1 rRNA gene is annotated in these 1,386 nt (G+C 51.1%); it reads right to left on the bottom strand.

Annotation, left to right across the window (positions count from 1 at the left end):
* Positions 1–18: 18 nt before the first annotated feature.
* Positions 19–1,386, bottom strand: a 23S ribosomal RNA gene (locus tag V6M87_RS27160); the annotation flags it as partial.

Raw genomic sequence — 1,386 nt, 5'->3', positions numbered from 1 at the left:
ATAACCTGCTAAGGTTATAGGGACAAGCCGTACGGGCAATTAGTACTGGTTAGCTTAATGCATTACTGCACTTCCACACCCAGCCTATCAACGTCCTGGTCTCGAACGACCCTTTAAAGAGCTCAAGGCTCTGGGAAATCTCATCTCAAGGCAAGTTTCCCGCTTAGATGCTTTCAGCGGTTATCTCTTCCGAACTTAGCTACCCGGCAATGCCACTGGCGTGACAACCGGTACACCAGAGGTTCGTCCACTCCGGTCCTCTCGTACTAGGAGCAGCCCCCTTCAAATTTCCAACGCCCACGGCAGATAGGGACCAAACTGTCTCACGACGTTTTAAACCCAGCTCACGTACCACTTTAAATGGCGAACAGCCATACCCTTGGGACCGGCTACAGCCCCAGGATGTGATGAGCCGACATCGAGGTGCCAAACTCCCCCGTCGATATGAACTCTTGGGAGGAATCAGCCTGTTATCCCCAGAGTACCTTTTATCCGTTGAGCGATGGCCCTTCCATACAGAACCACCGGATCACTATGTCCTACTTTCGTACCTGCTCGACTTGTCAGTCTCGCAGTTAAGCACGCTTATGCCATTGCACTATCATCACGATGTCCGACCGTAATTAGCGTACCTTCGAACTCCTCCGTTACACTTTAGGAGGAGACCGCCCCAGTCAAACTGCCTACCATGCACTGTCCCCGATCCGGATAACGGACCAAGGTTAGAACCTCAAACAAACCAGGGTGGTATTTCAAGGTTGGCTCCACGAGAACTGGCGTCCCCGCTTCAAAGCCTCCCACCTATCCTACACAGATTGGTTCAAAGTCCAATGCAAAGCTACAGTAAAGGTTCATGGGGTCTTTCCGTCTAGCCGCGGGTAGATTGCATCATCACAAACATTTCAACTTCGCTGAGTCTCGGGAGGAGACAGTGTGGCCATCGTTACGCCATTCGTGCAGGTCGGAACTTACCCGACAAGGAATTTCGCTACCTTAGGACCGTTATAGTTACGGCCGCCGTTTACTGGGACTTCAATCAAGAGCTTGCACCCCATCATTTAATCTTCCAGCACCGGGCAGGCGTCACACCCTATACGTCCACTTTCGTGTTTGCAGAGTGCTGTGTTTTTATTAAACAGTCGCAGCCACCAGTTTATTGCAACCCGTTCATCCTTCCACAGTAAAGTGGTCAAACTACAAGGGCGTACCTTTTCCCGAAGTTACGGTACCAATTTGCCGAGTTCCTTCTCCCGAGTTCTCTCAAGCGCCTTAGAATACTCATCTCGCCCACCTGTGTCGGTTTGCGGTACGGTCTCGTATGACTGAAGCTTAGAGGCTTTTCTTGGAACCACTTCCGATTGCTTCAGAACCTAAGTTCCTCGTCCC

The organism is Massilia sp. S19_KUP03_FR1, assembly GCF_036688685.1.
Lineage (GTDB): Bacteria > Pseudomonadota > Gammaproteobacteria > Burkholderiales > Burkholderiaceae_D > JALYUM01.
This window is presented reverse-complemented; position numbering and strand designations above follow the sequence as displayed.